This window comes from Paucisalibacillus algeriensis, assembly GCF_000577245.1.
GTDB lineage: Bacteria > Bacillota > Bacilli > Bacillales > Amphibacillaceae > Ornithinibacillus.
On the sequence record NZ_CBYO010000005.1, the window covers coordinates 110070 to 129268 of the forward strand.

Consider the following 19199-nt stretch of genomic DNA (forward strand, 5'->3'; position numbering starts at 1 on the left):
GTATTAATCTCTCTTGCTTGAATGGGTTTGGTTGATAAATTGAAGTATACGAAATACGGTTTTTATGTATAAAATATGGTTGTAGATTTTAAATAGAGGTTGATGGGCTAACAGATTCAATTGATATTTTTATAAGTATAGACAAAACCCTGAGATCAATATAACTCGCAAGTGTAATATGGCCTATGGGGTGGTTTAATATAATGTTCTTAATAAAATAGAAAGAAAAAGTTTGGCGTGTTTATCCATTTTCCTATATGATTATAGAATAAGTAGTTAGACTCTCAGCGAGAAAGTTTATTATTATTTTATTTTTTGAGTGTTTAAGACAGCTACCTTACATATAACTATTACTGGGGTGATAAAATGAAACTGAATAAGATACACATTGCACTTATCCTGGTCGGTGCATTACTTCTCGGATTTATTGGGGCTTATGTTGGAGTAGCAATAGCAACTTCTGACCAAGCCGTGCAGAACATTTCAGGAAATGATAATGAAGAGAAAGAACAAAATAACGGACAGGATATGGAGCAAGATACTCAGGTACCTGGGGAGTGGCAGAAAGTTGCTCAGGCCTACAATATTATTAAGGAAAATTACTTAGAAGGTACAGAGGAACAACAGTTAATTGAAGGTGCTATTGAAGGTATGCTTGCGACATTAGGTGACCCGTATAGTACTTATATGGACCTTGAGACAATGGAAAGCTTTAATGAGCAAATTGAGGCTTCTTTTGAAGGTATAGGTGCCGAGGTTAGCATGGTTAATGGATTAGTAACCATTGTCGCCCCAATTAAGGATTCACCTGCTGAGAAAGCAGGACTTAGACCAAATGACCAAGTTCTTGAGGTAGATGGGGAGTCTCTCGAGGGGTTTAACTTGAACGAAGCAGTAGCATTAATTCGCGGTGAAAAAGGTTCTGAAGTAGTGTTAACAATCCTTCGAGCTGGAACTGCTGAACCTTTTGAAATTTCGATTACTCGTGATACCATTCCAATTGAAACTGTTTATTCGGAAATAAAAACGCAAGATGGAAAGAAAACTGGCGTAATTGAAATTACTAATTTTGCCGAAACAACATCCAAAGATTTTAATACACAATTAAAGGCTTTAGAAGATGAAGGTATGGAAGGCTTAGTTATTGATGTTCGTGGTAATCCTGGTGGATTATTAAATTCAGTCGAAGAAATATTGCTGAATTTTATTCCAAAGGATACACCGTACATCCAAATAGAAGATCAACAAGGTAATAAACAGCCATATTATACGAAATTAAAAGAGAAAAAAGATTATCCAATTACGGTTTTAGTTGATGAAGGAAGTGCCTCTGCATCAGAAATTCTTGCAGTAGCAATGAAGGAAATTGGATATGATGTAGTTGGACACACTTCCTTTGGTAAAGGGACAGTACAGCAAGCTGTTCCACTAGGTGATGGTAGTACGATTAAATTAACATTCTTTAAATGGCTATCACCAGAAGGGAATTGGATTCATGATATTGGAGTTGAGCCGACTGTTGTTGTCGATCAACCAAAATACTTCTATACAAACCCAGTACAAATTGAGGAACCTTTAGTATACGATAACACTGGTACGAATGTGGAGAATATCCAACTAATGTTGAAGGGCCTAGATTATACAATAGATCGAACAGATGGATATTTTAATGAAGTAACGGAAGAAGCAGTTAAAGCTTTCCAAGAAGATAATGATTTAGACGTAACTGGAAAAGTAGATCAAGAAACGGCTGGTATGATGGAAGCAAAAATTATCGAAAAGATTCGTAGCGGCGAAGATGATTTACAATTGGATAAAGCACTAGAAGTGGTGTATCAGTAATCATAGGAAGGAATCCAGGAAGTGGATTCCTTTTCTTTTTGACAGAACAGAAAATTGTTTTCCGGAATAAGCAGGAAAAAATTCGACAAATGGCGAATATATAGGGTTATAATTAGTTTTGACGGGACTGCAGTTGGAAGGTGATAATGTATGCTACAAGATTGGTTAATAGAAATTGCAAAAGGGATTGGAAAGTTATTTCTCAACCCACTATTATATTGGTCGGTTATTTTCATTATTTTAATCGGCATAAGAAGAATCAAGCAAGAAAGAAGATATTTTGGAACAAAGGTTTTTGATGTTTTATCGGAATGGAAAGATACATGGGGATTCTCTGTCATTATCGGGATATTTTATTCAATCGTCATAATCGGAATTGGTATGGTTATTTCTTATGAAGCTATTATTATTTTAAGTATTGTTACGATTTTACTAACCTTAACATTCCGGTTTACAATGCTTTCTCCTAGTTATACGATTGGGATTACCATCATTATTCTATTGTTATCCCCTTCATTATCAGAATACTTACCAATTCATGGAGAAATAAATTTATCGACACTTGCAATATTATTAGCATTATTTTTATTTGTTGAAGCACATTTTCTTAGTAGAATTAGACAGAATGAAACATTTCCTGCCTTAGTATTGGGAGAAAGAGGTAGCTGGATTGGAAGACATTGGATCAAGAAATTCTCTATCATTCCTTTATTTACTCTAGTTCCATCAGGTCTAATTGAACCGTTTGCGGCCTACTGGCCGTTTCTCTCTATTGGCGGAGACGATTATGCATTAGTTCTTATTCCATTTGTATTAGGATTTGAGTTTCCAGTAAGAGGAAGCATGCCCTATAAAGTTGCTAATCGATTAGCAATGAAACTTTTGGGATTAGCTGTTATTGTTTTAGCTATTGCAATTGGAAGTATTTTCATTTCCTGGTTAACCATTGTTGCGGTTGTTGTTGCTATTTTCGGTAGGGAGTTTATTAATTATCGATTCCGGACAGAGGATCATGCAAGAAGACCATTTTTTAATCATACGCATGATGGATTAAAAGTATTAAGTGTCATTCCGGGTTCGCCGGCAGATAGATTGAATATCCTAATTGGAGAGATAATAACGAAGGTAAATGGCCATAAAATCCATAGTGAAGAAGAGCTTTATGTGGCCCTTCAACAGACAGGTTCATTCTTTAAAGTAGAATTGTTTGATAATAATGGAGAGATTCGATTTGTTCAAAGCGCCATGTATGAAGGCGATCATCATGAACTAGGCTTAATCTTTACCAGTGAGCCTTATAGAAAAATTAAATAAGTAAAAAGTAAATCCGTATCACGAAAAAACGTGGTGCGGATTTTTTAGTAGAGTGGAAAGTATTTCTTTCCACCTGCATAAGCGCGCAGACTTTGGCATTCGCCGAAAAAAATGGCGAATGTCAAGTTTCCTAATAAATTTCCTTTTTTCATGCAAACTAATAATACAATTATTTAAGGAAGGAAGATTATATGGATGAAAAGCTATTTACTAGGGGTTTGGAATACATTAGACCCAGTATATTATTCTTTTTCTAGATTGAAGTATGTTAGAGATTTGGAGGAAAATCGTACATTATTCCGTGTTCGTTTAACAAGATATAAAGGAAGGAGCACCGTATTAAAAGACGGTACTATTATTTATAAAAATGACTTACTTCTAAAAATTCACCTACATAATGTGAAAATCATGAATGAGTTATATGCAGTGACAAGTGATACCAGACGTGCTGTCTATATCTATCACATGGTAAAAAAAGGGATGCCTATGCTAGCAAAGTATGTAGAGAATCATGAACGCTATAATGAAATAAAAGGGATTATTGGAATCACAAGCCTACATAAAGGTTCTAAACGTCTTGGATTTGATAATATTACAATCCCAAATGCATGGTATCGAACTTATAAGCAAATGACCTTTACTCCGATCAATTATATAGCTAGCTCATCCAGACATGAGGAACCAATGTACTTATTTATGTCAAAGGACGAGCTAGTTAATCGGTATGGTTAAAAAGATTAAATCGCTATATCGTGAAAAGTAATCTCGGGCCGGCTGCCGACTCGAATATTGACACCTGTTTGGCCAAGCCCCTCACTAATATAAAATGGTGAATCATTATGGGAATGGAGCCCCTTAATCATATTTAATTTAGGAAGTTTTCCCATTTTAGCAAGGTGATAGGCTTTCGGATAGCGAATCTGCCCTCCATGAAAATGACCTGCTAGTAAATAATCAAATGGATATTCTTCCATGTAAAGTACGATATTTGGATCATGTGTTAACACAATATTGATTCCAGCTTTTACTTGTTTATAGGATTTTAGAAGGTCGCTTCGTTTTGTACTGTAATCATCAATACCAATTATGTTAATAGTTTGATGATCAACTTCAATTGTATGGCTAGAATTCTGCATGACCATACAGTCGTATTGAGATAGAAGCTCTTTAAGTCTGTTTAAATGTACTTCACTTAAAACATAATCATGATTACCAAGAACAGCATAAATCCCATGTTTCGGTTTCATACTTTGTAAAACTTTAAGATAAGGTACTAACTTTGGAATGGTACGTTTTCTGTCAAGAAAGTCACCAGTTAGCGCAATAATGTCAGGATTTTCACTTTGAAGCTTCTGCGCTAGGTCTTCAGGTGTAATCGAAATATTTTCAAGGTGCAAATCGGATAAGTGTAAGATGGATAGGCTAGATTGATTGGTAGGTTGTTTGGAAGAAATTTGGATTTTATTGATTTTAACGTCTTTCGTATTTTGGTTTGCTTTATATATGAATAAACTAATTAACATTATAACTATAGTAAAAATAATATACGTCATTTAAATTCCTCCCCAAAGTGGATTATAACATGCTTGAAGGTAAGGACGCATTGGTAAATGAAGGGATTATATCGAACTTGATAGGGTGAGAAAATGGATATGATTCAAAAGGATGAAGCACTATTTCTACCATTTATGCAAATTCCAACTGGCCATCATCACGTTGCTGATGCAGTTATAGAGGAACTGCAACGTTCTGTCAAAGAAATGACTTGTGATAAAGTTGATATTCTTTCTTATAGTTATGGAAAAATAGAGAAACTTGTATCCACGACTTACTTACATTGGATCAAAGTGATGCCCAAAGCTTATGATCTACTTTATAAAAGCCTTGCTGTTAAAAACCAAACAAAACGTTCCAGACAATTATTGTATGAGGCAATGTTTACATCCTTTTTTATGAGATTAGTAAAAGAAAATCAGCCTCGTATTGTTTTTTGTACACATTGCCTACCTTCTAATATCGCAAGTATTTTAAAGGAAAAAGGAAAATTACAAGCAATTACGGTCAATGTCTATACAGATTACTTCGTGAATCGGGTTTGGGGAATAACGGGAATTGATTACCATTTTGTTCCTTCTATTAGGGTGAAAGAGTTTCTAGTGAAATTAGGAGTTGATAAGGAAAAAATATTTTTGACTGGGATTCCCGTTCATTCTGTTTTTCAAAAACAAACTAAACAAACAACAAGTAAACAATCTCAGGTATTGATAACTGGGGGTAGTTTAGGTGTAGGTGCCATTGAAAAAATAATTCCAATAGTACCAGAAATAAGATATAAAGTACTTTGTGGAAAGAACCAAAAGCTATATAATAGGCTACGTTCACTAAATCATCCACTCATAGAACCCATTCCATATTTAACTATAAAAGACGATATTAACAAACTATATGATCAGGTAGATGCGGTCATCACAAAACCTGGTGGTGTCACCGTAAGCGAATGCCTAACCAAACGGGTACCAATCTTCACAACAAACGCACTCCCAGGCCAAGAAAAAGTAAACGAATTGGAATTACAACATTTAGGAGTAGCCAACACTCTAGACCCATTGCAAAATATAGAAAAACAAATAATTGAATTCTTCCAAAGCAAAGAAAGGCAAGAAACCTATAACCAAAACTTAGACACCTATCATAATCAACTAGAGAAAAAGTCATTATCAGATATTTTGTTAGAGATATGTAATTAAGTTTTAGGAAAACAACTGCATATTATGGTAGTTGTTTTTCTTTGTCTTATTAAAAGTTTAATCCAGTAAACAACAGTGGCACTGAGCGGCCCGGAGACAACAATGGGAGGTTCACCAGCCACCCATAGCAAGATAGGCACTTCGATGGATTACCAAGCAGATGTCGCTCCTGTGCTCTGGAGTAAAAACAGAGCGAATTCGAGCCGTGATGCACATATTCAACTAATTTATTGTCTAACCCTTGAATACTAAGTTAAAAATAGTTACTATGTAACTATACAAACAATCGAATGTTAGTTCGTATTTGTGTTAATATAGTGGTATATTATGGTACACTATTAAAGAAGGTTTTAGGATGGAGGGAAGGCATTGGAAAATAATAAATTTGAACTGGTTTCAAAATACGAACCACGCGGGGACCAGCCAAAAGCAATAGAAGAATTAGTTGAAAGAGTTCTAGCTGGACAACGACACCAAACATTATTAGGAGCAACAGGAACAGGTAAAACTTTTACGGTTTCAAATGTTGTAAAAGAAATTAACCGACCTACATTGGTCATTGCCCATAACAAGACATTGGCAGGGCAATTATATAGTGAGTTTAAAGAGTTTTTCCCCAATAATGCAGTTGAATATTTTGTCAGTTATTATGATTATTACCAACCAGAGGCATATGTCCCTTCCACCGACACGTTTATTGAAAAAGACGCGAGTATCAATGATGAAATAGATAAATTACGTCACTCAGCAACTTCAGCATTGTTTGAACGCAATGATGTATTAATCGTTGCGAGTGTTTCTTGTATATATGGTTTAGGTAATCCGGAAGAATACGGAGCACAAGTGCTATCACTAAGAATGGGAATGGAAAAAGATCGTGATCAACTACTACGAGATTTAGTTGATATTCAATATGCCCGTAATGATATAGATTTCCAACGTGGGACTTTCCGTGTTCGTGGAGATTCGGTTGAAATTATCCCGGCATCTCGTGAGGAACACTGTATTCGTATTGAGTTTTTTGGAGATGAAATAGATAGAATTCGAGAAGTAGATGCATTAACTGGAGAGATTGTAGGTGATCGTGAGCATATTGCAATTTTCCCAGCATCTCACTTCGTAACTCGTGAAGAAAAAATGAAACTAGCAATTGTTAATATCGAAAAAGAACTAGAAGAACAATTAGAAAAACTTCGTAGTAATAATAAATTACTAGAAGCACAACGTTTGGAACAAAGAACTAATTATGATCTCGAAATGATGAAAGAAATGGGATTTTGCTCTGGCATCGAAAACTATTCTCGACATTTAACACTAAGAGAATCTGGTGCAACACCGTATACACTAATAGACTATTTTCCAGAAGATTTCCTTGTCGTTGTAGACGAGTCCCATGTTACGTTACCACAAATTCGAGGAATGTATAATGGTGACCAAGCTAGAAAACAAGTTCTGGTAGATCATGGTTTTCGTTTGCCGTCTGCTCTGGATAATAGGCCACTTAAATTTGAAGAGTTTGACAAGAAAGTTAATCAAATTATCTTTGTATCTGCTACTCCTGGCCCATATGAGTTAGAACACACACCAGATATGACTGAGCAAATAATTCGTCCAACTGGATTATTGGATCCTGTTGTAGAGGTTCGCCCTATAGAAGGTCAGATTGATGATTTAATTGGTGAAATTAATGAACGGACTAAGAAGAATGAACGTGTGCTTGTTACCACTTTAACGAAGAAAATGTCTGAAGATCTAACTGACTACCTGAAAGAAATTGGAATCAAGGTAGCCTACCTACACAGTGAAATTAAGACATTGGAGCGAATTGAGATCATTCGTGATTTACGAGTAGGTAAATATGATGTCCTTGTTGGAATCAACTTACTACGTGAAGGATTGGATATTCCAGAGGTTTCACTCGTAACCATTCTTGATGCAGACAAGGAAGGATTTCTACGTTCGGATCGCTCTTTAATTCAGACAATGGGAAGAGCGGCTCGTAATGCTAATGGGCGAGTTATCATGTATGCAGATAAAATAACCGACTCCATGCAAAAAGCGATTGAGGAAACGGAAAGACGTCGTGAGAAACAAATGGCGTACAATAAAGAACATAATGTAACACCGCAGACAATTCAGAAAGCCGTTCGTGATGTAATTCGTGCAACTGTCGCAGCAGAAGATCAAACAGAATATCAAGAAAAAGCAAAGAGCCTGTCAAAATTAACGAAGAAAGAACGAGAAAAGATTCTCCAAAATATCGAAAACGAAATGAAAGAAGCTGCCAAAGCGCTTGATTTTGAAAAAGCAGCAGAACTTCGTGATGTATTATTTGAACTTAAAGCGGAAGGATGACCTGAATGCCAAGTAAAGTAATTAATGTAAAAGGTGCAAGGGCACATAATTTAAAAAATATCGATATATCCATCCCAAAAAATAAGCTAGTAGTTGTAACCGGTCTATCTGGCTCAGGAAAATCATCGCTAGCATTTGATACAATCTATGCAGAAGGACAAAGACGATATGTGGAATCATTGTCTGCCTATGCACGACAATTTTTAGGGAATATGGATAAGCCTGATGTTGATACGATTGATGGATTGTCCCCAGCGATTGCAATTGACCAAAAGACAACTAGTAGGAACCCACGTTCAACAGTTGGAACTGTAACAGAAATATATGATTACTTACGATTATTATTTGCAAGAATAGGGCATCCTGTATGTCCTACACATGGAATTGAGATATCTTCGCAAACAATTCAGCAAATGGTTGATCGGATTATGGAATACCCGGAACGAACAAAAATGCAACTACTCGCCCCAGTGATTTCTGGACGTAAAGGGGAACATGTAAAGGTTTTGGAAAACCTTAAAAAAGAGGGCTTTGTTCGTATTCGTGTGGACAAAGAAATGCGAGAGGTAACCGAGGATATAAAGTTAGAGAAAAACAAAAAACATACCATAGAAGTAGTAGTAGACCGTGTAGTAGTCAAGCATGGGATTGAAGCACGGTTAAGTGATTCTCTTGAAACAGCATTAAGACTTGGTGAAGGAAAAGCAATCGTAGATGTTATGGGAGAAGAGGAGTTAGTTTTCAGTGAAAATCATGCTTGCCCTATTTGTGGATTTTCAATTGGTGAGCTAGAGCCAAGATTATTTTCCTTCAATAGTCCATTTGGTGCTTGTTCAACTTGTGATGGTCTAGGAACTAATTTAGAAGTTGATGTTAACCTAGTGATTCCTGATTGGGACAAATCATTAAGTGATCATGCAATTACAGCATGGGAGCCTGTGAGTTCACAATATTATCCACAACTTCTGAAAGCTGTTTGTGATCACTATCAAATTGATATGGAAATCCCGGTAAAAGAAATTCCTAAGGAACAGATGGATAAAATCCTCTACGGTAGTGGTAAAGACAAAATTCATTTCTACTATAAAAGTGAATTCGGAAATACTCGTGATAGTATGATTAACTTTGAAGGTGTGCTAAATAATATTGCTCGTCGTTATAAAGAGTCATCTTCTGATTTTATTCGTGAAAGTCTAGAAAAATATATGAGGAACAAAAACTGTCCAACTTGCAAGGGACACCGTTTAAAGGAAGAGGCATTAGCTGTAAAAGTAAATGGTATACACATTAGTAATGCAACAGATTTTTCTATTACAGAAGCAATGAACTTTTTCCAAGAGCTAGACCTTAATGAAAAGGAAAAACAGATTGCTAAATTGTTAATTAAGGAAATTAACAATCGACTAGAATTCTTAAACAATGTTGGCTTAGATTATCTAACACTTTCTCGTACTGCAGGAACGCTTTCGGGTGGAGAAGCACAACGTATCCGTTTAGCTACTCAAATTGGTTCTGCCTTAACAGGAGTTCTGTATGTACTTGATGAACCATCAATTGGACTACACCAACGTGACAATGACAAGTTAATAGGAACATTGAAAGAAATGCGTGATTTAGATAATTCCTTGATTGTTGTGGAGCATGATGAAGACACAATGCTAGCAGCAGATTGGTTAGTAGATATTGGTCCAGGTGCTGGTGAACATGGTGGGCAAATTATTGCCAGTGGAACACCAGAGGAAGTCATGAAAAATGAAAAGTCATTAACAGGTCAATACTTGGCTGGAAAAAAATATATTCCTATTCCAGCAGAACGAAGAAAGCATGATAAACGATTTATCGAAGTAATTGGAGCAAAGGAAAATAATTTAAAGAATGTTTCCGTGAAAATCCCTGTAGGTTTATTTAATGTGGTTACCGGGGTTTCAGGTTCAGGAAAAAGCTCACTCGTAAATGAGATTATTTATAAAACTCTATCTAGAGATTTAAACCGTAGTAAGCAAATACCTGGAAAACATAAGGAATTTAAAGGGCTGGAACATCTTGAAAAAGTAATCAATATCGACCAATCTCCAATTGGCCGTACACCAAGGTCCAACCCAGCGACATATACAGGTGTGTTTGATGATATTCGCGATGTGTATGCCTCTACTAATGAGGCGAAAGTTCGTGGCTATAAAAAAGGACGTTTTAGCTTTAATGTAAAAGGTGGCCGTTGTGAAGCTTGTAAGGGTGACGGAATTATTAAGATCGAAATGCACTTCTTACCGGACGTTTATGTACCATGTGAAGTGTGCCACGGTCAGCGATACAATCGAGAAACATTAGAAGTGAAATATAAAGGAAAAAGCATTGCTGAAGTGCTAAATATGACCATTGAAGAAGCGGCTGAGTTCTTTGCAAATCTCCCAAAAATCAAACGAAAGATTCAAACTATCGTGGATGTTGGTTTGGGATATGTAAGGCTTGGACAGCCAGCAACTACATTATCTGGTGGAGAAGCCCAACGTGTGAAATTAGCTAGTGAATTGCATCGTCGTACTAATGGTAAGACCCTTTATATTTTAGATGAGCCTACTACAGGCTTGCATGTTGATGATATTAGCCGTTTACTTAAAGTACTTCAGCGACTAGTTGATAATGGAGATACCGTTTTAATCATTGAACATAACCTAGATGTGATTAAGACCGCTGACCATATTATTGATATTGGACCAGAAGGCGGAGCACGTGGGGGCCAAATCATTGCTACTGGAACTCCTGAACAGATTGCTGAAAAGGAAATCTCATATACTGGAAGATATTTAAAACCAGTTTTAGAGAGGGATTCTAAGAGGCAAACAGAAGCATTAAAGGAAAAAGAAGAAATTAGCTCGAAATAATATTGGGGGAGGATGTCTTAAAAGTATGAGGGCTTTTGAGGTATCCTTCTTATTTTACATAGCGTTAATCTTGAACTGAAATTGTGCATACTTCTAAGTTTAAACTTTTGACGAATATTTGATGATTCGGTAATGTTAAAAATAGATAGGTAAGGAGGAAGCCTGATGAAACCGATTGATCTTGATAAGGTCCAAGAAAAACTTGAAAGCTTTACAGATAAAGACGTATATGTGCACTTAGAAACCACTAATGGTGCATATGCAAGTCATGTAAATGCCAAAGCATATAATGTAGGAGTTTATATACGAAATGCCAAAGTCCGTTTTAACCAAGCTAAAATAGTTGGTGACGGGAAATCTTATCGTGCAGGTTTGAAAATGGAAATCGGCTGGATTTATGCGGAAGGATTAACGGACTGGGAAATGTTCGAAGGTGAGAAGCTACTGATGGCTGGACATGACCGTGAAGGACGTTTAATGGTTGCCTTGCAAATAAGCGAAACACCATTTAATTATTAATAAAGGATTGAAAGAGGTGAACAAAATGGAAAAGCACGTTGTTGTTATATATCCACATCCAGATGATGAATCATTTGGTGCTGCTGGAACAATAGCTAAGTTTCGTGAGCAAGGGGTACCTGTTACTTATCTCTGTGGAACATTAGGGGAGATGGGACGAAACATGGGTAACCCAACATTTGCAAATCGTGAAACATTACCAGAAATTAGAAAGAAAGAACTTATCGAAGCATGCAAAGTCCTTGATATGGAATTAATAATGCTAGGATATCGAGATAAAACTCTAGAATATGAAGATCGAAACGAAGTGGCCGGGCATTTAAAAGGTATTATTGAAAAGATTGAACCTAGTTTAATCATCACTCATTATCCTGAACACGCTGTTCATCCGGATCATAATGCACTAGGAGCTGCAGCTATTGAAGCAGTGCAATTAATCGACACTGAAAAACGTCCAACTGTTTGGGCACAGGCAATTACCAACACACATGTAGAGGATTTGGGTAAGCCAGACGTTATAAACGATGTTCGAGATAATTTTGATACGAAGATGGATGCTATACTCTGCCACCAGTCACAAGCAAATGGTGTTATTCGGAGCTGGAATCAAAGTGAAGGTATGGATAATGATTTAAAAGAAGAAGCAATGAAGCGATTAGGTTTTGAATCTTTTTATATTTGGAAGTATTAATATACGCCCCCCTACACTTTTTAGTGTGGGGGTATTTTACTATTTAGATTTGTAATTAAGAGGTTGTAAGGTTATCTCCGCATGCTCTCAATCTAGTGAAACAAGTGCCTTATTTCAATTTCCATGTGACCAAAACAAAAAAGTATGCCCCCAAAACTCTATACCTTGTGCCCGCTCGCTCGTAGCTACCAATATTACGAGCAAACCCTAAACATCCATTCAAAACGAATCTTTCCAAGATGAAGTTAATAAACTAAAATTAAGACAACCCCAAGAAGGAGAATATATATAAATGTCGAATAAACTATCATGAACCATAGGAAGGGTGGTGGATACTTTGCTTTTGAGAGGCATATTGTCGATTGTTTTAAATGCTATTGCACTAATCGTTGTTGCACAGCTTTTTGAAAATTTTCATTTAGAAGGATTTAGTACGGCATTGTTAGCTGCATTGATCTTAGGAATTCTTAATATCATTGTTAAACCAATTCTAATCATATTAACTTTACCCTTAACTATTTTCACTTTAGGATTATTCCTATTTGTTATTAATGCGGTTACCTTAATGATTACACAAGGTGTTATTGGAGATGATTTTGTCATTGATGGATTTGGAACAGCATTATTTGCAGCAGTCATTCTCTCTATCTTGAACTTATTGCTAAATAGATTAGTAAAAGATACACTAACTTCAAAATAAGAGCATGGGCTTTAGCCTATGCTCTTTCAATTTCCACATATTCCACTAAGTTCATCTTTTTTCCTTCCATCTGTTAAAATATGCTACAATGGGAAACAGTTAGGACTGGTAATGGAGGAAGGTTAAATGACAACAATTGTACGTACCAAAGATCTACTTGAAAACTTCAATTTAGAATTAGTTGCTGGTGAAGAAGGCATACATAGGGAAATTACCACAAGTGATATTTCGCGTCCGGGAATAGAAATGACGGGCTATTTTAAATATTATCCAAAAGAAAGACTACAATTAATCGGAAGAACCGAGATGACCTATTTTCTAGACTTAAGTCCACAGGAACAAATAGACAGAATGACAGAGCTTTGTACAGATGTAACACCTGGGATTGTGATTTCAAGAGGAATGGCTATTCCACAGGTAATGATTGATGCGGCTAATAATTCAGGTGTGCCAATTCTACATTCTCCGAGAAAAACAACCAGAGTGGTGAGTAGGCTTACCAATTATTTAGAAGCAAAATTTGCTCCCTTTACGGCTATTCATGGGGTTCTTGTAGACATTTATGGTGTTGGTGTTTTAATAACTGGTCAGAGCGGTGTTGGTAAAAGTGAAACAGCTCTTGAACTGGTAAAAAGAGGACATCGACTTGTTGCTGATGATAGTGTGGAAATTAGACAAGAGGATTACGATACACTGATTGGGAATTCGCCACCATTGATTGAGCATTTATTAGAGATTCGTGGATTAGGAATCATCAATGTGATGACCTTATTTGGTGCAGGAGCAGTTCGGAGTCATAAAAAGATTTCGATGATTATAAATTTAGAAATTTGGGACCCCAAAAAGCAATACGATCGCTTAGGATTAGATGAAGAAAAAATGAAAATTATGGATGTTGATCTTCCGAAAGCTACCATTCCAGTACGTCCGGGTAGAAACTTGGCTGTTATTATCGAAGTTGCAGCGATGAATTTCCGTTTAAAACGGATGGGCGTCAATGCTGCAGAAGAGTTTTCAGAGCGATTAACCAATATGATTGTACAAGAAAAAGAACAGGAATAGGAATAGGAGAGTGGAAATATGAGTTGTGCTGCACCATCGCTTGATCGTGTCTTCTTGCAAATTGGGAACTTACCAATTTATTGGTATGGGGTTATTATTGCGGCAGGAGCATTTATAGGACTCTACATTGCAATGAAAGAGTCTGATCGATTAGGAGTAAATAAAGATTTAATTGTGGACTTAGTAGTATTCGCAATCCCAATTTCAATTCTTTTTGCAAGAATTTATTATGTTATATTTGAATGGGACCGTTATGCAGGTGGCCCATGGTGGAAAGTGTTTGCGATTAGGGATGGTGGAATTGCAATACACGGAGCTTTAATCGGTGCGGTTTTAACTGCAGTTGTATTTACAAAAATTAAAAAAATTCCGTTCTGGCAGTTGGCTGATATTATTGCACCAAGCTTAATCCTAGGACAAGCAATTGGTCGTTGGGGAAACTTCATGAACCAAGAGGCTCATGGGGGGCCTATTACTGATCAAGCTGTTATTGATACACATTATGCCATGTTACCTGATTTTATCATGAATCAAATGTGTATTCAGGGTACGTATTATTATCCAACATTCCTCTATGAGTCATTATGGAATGTGGTAGTTCTTATTTTATTGATTTGGTTACGTCGTAAAAATCCAATTCGTGGTACAGTATTCTTGACTTATTTAGCGGCTTATTCAGTAGGGCGTTTCTTTATTGAAGGAATGCGTACAGATAGCTTATATATTATTGGAAATCTTCGTACAGCACAATTTATCTCTGTATTACTATTTGTTGGTGCTATTGTACTTATTATCTATCGCTACAAAAAAGTTAAGATGCGATATGAGGATGTAGATACGAAGAAAAACAATGGAAAGAAAAATACCGGAAAGAAAAAGAATACAAAAAAGAATACAAAAAAGAAAAAATAGCATAGTTGAAAAGAGGGAAACGATACATGTCTGGTATTTTTACACGCGGTTTGAGGCAGGGACTTCAAACAACCTGGACATTAGGAAAAGTGATTTTTCCGATCACATTAATTGTTACGATTCTTCAATATACTCCCGTGTTACCTTGGATTATTGAAAAACTCAGTCCATTAATGGGACTAATCGGTTTGTCTGGAGAAGCGGCTGTACCTATTGTGTTAGGAAATGTTTTGAATTTATATGCCGGTATCGGAGCCATTATTTCGTTTGATTTTACAGTGAAAGAAGTCTTTATAATGGCAATCATGCTTTCTTTCTCTCATAATTTATTTATTGAATCTGCTGTTGCATCAAAGGTTGGAGTCAAATGGTGGATCATTGTTGGTGTTCGTATTGGGCTTGCTCTAATAGCTGCTAGTATAATCAATCTAGTTTGGAATGGCGGGGGAGAATTGGCCCAGTACGGATTCATCTCACAAGATGGGGCAACTATTACCAGTTGGGGAGAGATTACTCTTAATGGAATACAAACTGCAATCATTGCAGTCATTCAACTTGCAGCCATCGTTATACCATTAATGATAATCATGCAATTGTTACGTGAAAAGGGCTGGCTAACAAAACTTTCTAATGGATTTGCACCAGCAACCAAGATTCTTGGTATGGAGAAAAACACTTCGATGACATTAGTTGCAGGACTTACAGTTGGTCTTGCCTATGGGGCAGGATTAATGATTCAAGCCATTAAAGAAGATGGCGTTTCAAAACGAGATATGACATTAGCGTTAATTTTCCTTGTTTCCTGTCATGCTGTTGTTGAAGATACGTTTATTTTTATTCCATTAGGAATTCCCGTTTGGCCATTGCTAATCATCCGTTTAATTACAGCTATCCTATTAACAATGGTTATTGCGTTTCTATGGAAAAAAGAGGAACAACGTAAAAGAAAGGAAATCACCAATGAACATTCATACAATACTATTTGATCTTGACGGAACATTGATTGATACAAACAAATTAATTACCGAATCTTTCTATCATACGTTTAGTCAATTTGGCCTTGAATTTACGCATGATGAAATTCTTGCTTTCAACGGGCCACCATTAAAAGAAACCTTTGAAAAAATTGATTTAGATAAAGCAGAGGCGATGATTACGACTTATCGTGATCATAACCTTGAGCATCATGATGCTTATGTAAAGATATTCCCAAATGTAAAAGAAACATTAAAGAAATTGAAAATGCATGGCATTCAAATAGGAATCGTAACAACGAAAATGCGTGGGACTGCAATAAGAGGAATGAAATTAACAGGTATTTATGATTACTTTGATACCATTATTGCAATCGATGATATAACAAATCCGAAACCACATCCAGAGCCAGTATTAAGTGCCATGAAAAATATACAGGCAGATCCAGAAACAACGTTAATGGTGGGGGATAACCATCATGATATTGAGGCAGGACAAAATGCAGGAGTTAAAACTGCCGGAGTAGCCTGGTCCCTAAAGGGTGAAGAATTCTTACGTAGGTATCATCCAACCTATATGTTACATGATATGAAGGATTTACTTGAAATCATTGGGGTGTAGATTATGAGGAACACGGAGCGGCATCCAGTAAAAGATGCAAACTCGCTTTGGCAAATATATAAAACGGTTTCCTTTTGGAAAGTTGTTAAAAATTTTATCATCATCCAAATTGCCAGATATACTCCTTTCGTTGGTGTGAAAAATTGGCTATATCGCGTTTTCTTACGCATGAAGATAGGAAAGAAAACCGCTTTCGCATTAATGGTAATGCCAGATACGATGTTCCCTGAAAAAATTACGGTTGGAAACAACTCGATCATTGGCTATAATACGACAATTTTAGCTCATGAATACTTGATTAAGGAATATCGACTTGGTGAGGTTATTATTGGTGACGAAGTTTTAATTGGAGCCAATAGTACGATCCTACCTGGTGTTACCATTGGGGATGGTGCAATAGTTTCAGCTGGAACTTTGGTACATAAAGATGTCCCTGCTGGCTCCTTTGTCGGTGGTAATCCAATGCAAATAATCTACACTAAAGAAGAAATGAAAAATAGAGAACAGCTAAATATCTCAGATTAAATGTAAAAACCACAGATCTGCTAGAGTCTTTGAACTGCACCCCAATTGTTAGATTTTGTCTAACAATTGGGGTGCAGTTCACATTCTCTAGTTCGTTTGTGGTTTTTTCATTGAAAAAGATTGTAATAGTAAGTGAGGTGTTTAGACACCAGCCAATTTTTTTAGAGAATTAATTCTAAATATCATGGACTTACAAATAGTATTAATAATAACAAACAAATTTTAGGGGGTTGCAACAAATGGGGGATTTTTCTAGTTTTAAACGAGCAGAGATACTTCGAAAAATGAAAGAAGAAGAACTAGATTTGCTAGTGATTGGTGGTGGGATTACTGGTACTGGAATTGCATTAGACGCTGTGTCAAGAGGATTGAAAGTAGCATTGGTAGAAATGCAAGACTTCGCATCTGGTACCTCAAGCCGTTCAACGAAGCTGGTTCATGGAGGACTTCGATATTTAAAGCAATTTGAAGTGAAAATGGTAGCAGAAGTCGGAAAGGAAAGGGCAATCGTGTATGAAAATGGCCCCCATGTCACAACACCTGAGTGGATGCTATTACCGTTTCATAAAGGCGGGACGTTTGGACCGTTTACAACAAATTTCGGTTTGCGAGTTTATGACTATTTAGCCGATGTAAAGCGTAATGAACGAAGAAAAATGCTATCCCCGGAAGTTGCCCTACAGATGGAACCCCTTATCCGAAAAGAAGGACTTAAAGGGGCTGGATATTATGTGGAATATAAAACAGATGATGCACGTTTAACTATAGAAGTGATTAAAAGGGCTGTGGAAAAAGGTGCACATGCCATTAACCATACAAAGGTAATTTCCTTTCTCTATAGTGATCGTGGGAGAATTATCGGTGCAATAGTAAAGGATCAAACGAATAGAAAGCAACATGAAATCTACGCAAAGAAAGTCATTAATGCCTGTGGTCCGTTTGTTGATCAATTACGTGAATTGGATGGATCCAAGCAGGGAAAACATCTTCACTTAACAAAGGGGGTTCATCTAGTGTTTTCCCAGGAAATAATTCCATTAAAGCAAGCTATCTACTTTGATACACCAGATGGAAGGATGATTTTTGCAATACCAAGGGATGATAAGACCTACGTTGGTACAACGGACACTACTTATAATGGAGACATTGCCCATCCAACCATGACAACAAAGGACCGTGACTACATCATAGACGCTATTAATTACATGTTTCCATCTCTTCAAATTACTGCAGACGATTTGGAATCGAGCTGGGCAGGCTTACGGCCATTGATAGCCGAGGATGGAAAAAAACCTGGAGAAATCTCTCGAAAGGATGAAATTTTCATTTCTAATTCAGGGTTAATTTCCATGGCAGGAGGGAAATTGACAGGATACCGCAAAATGGCAGAGCAAGCTGTAAATACGGTTACTAATCAATTGAAAGATGAACTGGGTATACTCTATTCTAATTCTGAAACGAAGTATCTTTCTATTTCGGGAGGAGATGTTGGTGGCTCAAAGGGTTTTGAGCAATTTAAAAAGGAAAAAGCTAAAGAGGGTGTTATGATTGGGTTAGAACATAAGGAAGCAATGAAATTAATCCAAAGATACGGTTCTAATGTTGATAAAGTATTTGAATTGTATATGACTAGAAAAGAAGAAGCAGTACTTGAAAGTATCGATCCCATTGTATTTGCACAATTAAACTATGCATTGGAACATGAACTTGCTTATAAACCGACAGATTTCTTTGTTAGAAGAACTGGAGCACTGTTTTTTAATATTGAATTGGTAAAGTATCAAAAGGACATGGTAATAGCCTATCTACAAAAGAAATTAAATTGGAATGAACAACAAAAGTTAAGCTATACTGTCGAATTAGAAACATTGTTAGATGAAGCAGTAATGCCAACAGAATAAAATCTATTCGTTATCAGGGGTCTGCTTTTGGAAATGCAATTATTTCCTTGAAGCAGACCTTTGTCCATTTATTAATATTGATGTATGAATAAGGTGTATAATTCTCGATTTAATTATGGTATACTTTGTTTCGATATGTGAAAAAATAGGGGG

Annotated in this window: 16 protein-coding genes; 15 read left to right on the plus strand and 1 reads right to left on the minus strand. The window is 36.4% G+C overall.

Going from position 1 to position 19199, the window contains the following annotated elements:
• Positions 1-366 precede the first annotated feature (366 nt).
• The 3 genes from TY11_RS02955 to TY11_RS02965 all read left to right on the plus strand — a co-directional run bounded on the left by TY11_RS02955 (position 367) and on the right by TY11_RS02965 (position 3888).
• Positions 367-1842, plus strand: coding sequence for a S41 family peptidase (locus tag TY11_RS02955; RefSeq protein ID WP_042142683.1), 1476 nt, complete (start codon positions 367-369; stop codon positions 1840-1842).
• A 150-nt stretch (positions 1843-1992) separates the two neighbouring features.
• Positions 1993-3156, plus strand: coding sequence for a PDZ domain-containing protein (locus tag TY11_RS02960; RefSeq protein WP_042142686.1), 1164 nt, complete (start codon positions 1993-1995; stop codon positions 3154-3156).
• A 195-nt stretch (positions 3157-3351) separates the two neighbouring features.
• The gene (locus tag TY11_RS02965; protein ID WP_042142688.1) at positions 3352-3888 is read left to right on the plus strand and encodes a YkoP family protein; all 537 of its coding nucleotides are present in this window, start codon (positions 3352-3354) and stop codon (positions 3886-3888) included.
• A 5-nt stretch (positions 3889-3893) separates the two neighbouring features.
• Here the strand turns inward: TY11_RS02965 and TY11_RS02970 are convergent, their stop codons facing one another.
• Positions 3894-4709 carry a metallophosphoesterase gene (locus tag TY11_RS02970; protein WP_042142691.1) on the minus strand — a complete coding sequence of 272 codons (816 nt, stop codon included), beginning with the start codon at positions 4707-4709 and terminating at the stop codon, positions 3894-3896.
• Between the two features lie 93 nt (positions 4710-4802).
• Between TY11_RS02970 and TY11_RS02975 the strand changes: the two genes are divergently transcribed.
• From TY11_RS02975 to TY11_RS03030, 12 genes are all read left to right on the plus strand, one after another.
• The gene (locus tag TY11_RS02975) at positions 4803-5903 is read left to right on the plus strand and encodes an MGDG synthase family glycosyltransferase (protein ID WP_042142693.1); all 1101 of its coding nucleotides are present in this window, start codon (positions 4803-4805) and stop codon (positions 5901-5903) included.
• A gap of 369 nt (positions 5904-6272) precedes the next feature.
• Positions 6273-8258, plus strand: a complete 1986-nt coding sequence (gene uvrB / locus TY11_RS02980) for an excinuclease ABC subunit UvrB (RefSeq protein WP_042142695.1) — start codon at positions 6273-6275, stop codon at positions 8256-8258.
• 5 nt (positions 8259-8263) lie between these two features.
• Positions 8264-11140: an excinuclease ABC subunit UvrA gene (gene uvrA / locus TY11_RS02985; protein WP_042142699.1), complete on the plus strand. Its 2877-nt coding sequence runs from the start codon at positions 8264-8266 to the stop codon at positions 11138-11140.
• 165 nt (positions 11141-11305) lie between these two features.
• Positions 11306-11659, plus strand: coding sequence for a YojF family protein (locus TY11_RS02990; protein ID WP_042142701.1), 354 nt, complete (start codon positions 11306-11308; stop codon positions 11657-11659).
• A 25-nt stretch (positions 11660-11684) separates the two neighbouring features.
• Positions 11685-12350 carry a bacillithiol biosynthesis deacetylase BshB2 gene (gene bshB2, locus TY11_RS02995; RefSeq protein WP_042142703.1) on the plus strand — a complete coding sequence of 222 codons (666 nt, stop codon included), beginning with the start codon at positions 11685-11687 and terminating at the stop codon, positions 12348-12350.
• A gap of 337 nt (positions 12351-12687) precedes the next feature.
• Positions 12688-13050, plus strand: a complete 363-nt coding sequence (locus TY11_RS03000; RefSeq protein ID WP_042142705.1) for a phage holin family protein — start codon at positions 12688-12690, stop codon at positions 13048-13050.
• A 126-nt stretch (positions 13051-13176) separates the two neighbouring features.
• Positions 13177-14112: an HPr(Ser) kinase/phosphatase gene (hprK, locus tag TY11_RS03005; RefSeq protein WP_042142707.1), complete on the plus strand. Its 936-nt coding sequence runs from the start codon at positions 13177-13179 to the stop codon at positions 14110-14112.
• Between the two features lie 18 nt (positions 14113-14130).
• Entirely contained in the window at positions 14131-15024 is an 894-nt protein-coding gene (gene lgt, locus TY11_RS03010; protein WP_042142709.1) for a prolipoprotein diacylglyceryl transferase, read from the plus strand.
• A gap of 26 nt (positions 15025-15050) precedes the next feature.
• Positions 15051-16010, plus strand: a complete 960-nt coding sequence (locus TY11_RS03015) for a nucleoside recognition domain-containing protein (protein ID WP_042142711.1) — start codon at positions 15051-15053, stop codon at positions 16008-16010.
• A complete protein-coding gene (gene ppaX / locus TY11_RS03020; RefSeq protein ID WP_042142713.1) occupies positions 15985-16620 on the plus strand; it encodes a pyrophosphatase PpaX in 636 nt (211 codons plus the stop codon). The genes TY11_RS03015 and ppaX overlap by 26 nt, the downstream gene beginning before the upstream one ends.
• 3 nt (positions 16621-16623) lie before the next feature.
• Positions 16624-17145, plus strand: coding sequence for an acyltransferase (locus tag TY11_RS03025; protein ID WP_042142715.1), 522 nt, complete (start codon positions 16624-16626; stop codon positions 17143-17145).
• A 239-nt stretch (positions 17146-17384) separates the two neighbouring features.
• Positions 17385-19046 (plus strand): glycerol-3-phosphate dehydrogenase/oxidase, encoded by a 1662-nt coding sequence (locus tag TY11_RS03030; protein WP_042142717.1) that lies wholly within the window; start codon positions 17385-17387, stop codon positions 19044-19046.
• Positions 19047-19199: the final 153 nt, after the last annotated feature.